Genomic DNA, 926 nt, shown 5'->3' with positions numbered 1-926 from the left:
TGCTCTGTAGGATCGCTAGACTGCGGCAGGGCGACTCCGTTATCTCGGTAGAAAGCGAAGCGGCAGATTGTCTTGAGTTCGGAATTCCGCCGCCTCACCCGAGTTACGGTTGCTACTGCTAAAACTGTTGTCGAGAACCCCGGCGAACCCGCCGACCCCGTCGGGGGTCGCGGGTTCGCCGACTGGGCAATGCTCACACTTCATGTCCTGCGCATCGAGCTTGGCAAGTCCTATCGCCAGACGATCGACTTGCTCTCAGAAATGCCGGGCGTGCTCGAAGAGATAGGCCTCACGCGGTTGCCCCACTTCACCGTCCTCCGCGATTGGTTCGAGAAGCTTCCGACGACGACCTGGCGTGCGTTTCTCCGCGCGTCGGCGGAGAAACGCACTGGCCACGCCGCCATCGATTCGACGGGCTTCGACCGCGACCAACCGTCGCGGTACTACGCCCAGCGAGCACACTATCGCGTCCGGTCGCTGAAAGTCACCGCGCTCGTGGACGTCGAAACGCTGTACGTCACCGACGTCCACTGCACAACCACAAAGAAACACGACGCGAAGATCGGCCCGCAGGTCGCCCGCCGGAACGCGGGCGACCTGCTCTCGTTGGCGGCTGACCGGGGCTACGACGGCAAACCGTTCCGCGACGAACTCCGCGGCGGCGGAGTTCGTCCGCTCATCAAGCACCGGATCTACTCTTCGCTCGATCTCGCGCACAACGCACGGATGAGTTCGATGCGCTACAACCGCCGCTGGATGGTCGAAACCGTCTTCTCAAGCCTCAAGCGCACGCTCGGCGCAGCCGTGCGTGCGCGAAGCTGGCACCTGGAGCTCCGTGAAATGGTGCTCAAATGCACCGTCTACAATCTTCGCCGGAGCGTGAGATATCCATGAAATCAAGCGCCGTATACCGATCCTACAGAGCA

At 62.0% G+C, this 926-nt stretch carries 1 protein-coding gene; it reads left to right on the top strand.

Annotation, left to right across the window (positions count from 1 at the left end; translation table 11 throughout):
• Positions 1 to 72 precede the first annotated feature (72 nt).
• Complete coding sequence (locus NDI65_RS22155) at positions 73 to 894, top strand: IS5 family transposase (RefSeq protein WP_310894443.1); 822 nt, start codon at positions 73 to 75, stop codon at positions 892 to 894.
• The last annotated feature ends 32 nt before the right edge of the window (positions 895 to 926 follow it).

Origin of the sequence: Haloferax sp. S2CR25 (assembly GCF_031624535.1) — an archaeon.
GTDB lineage: Archaea > Halobacteriota > Halobacteria > Halobacteriales > Haloferacaceae > Haloferax > Haloferax massiliensis.
The sequence above is the reverse complement of the archived record's forward strand: the minus strand, read 5'-3'. Positions and strand labels throughout refer to the sequence as shown.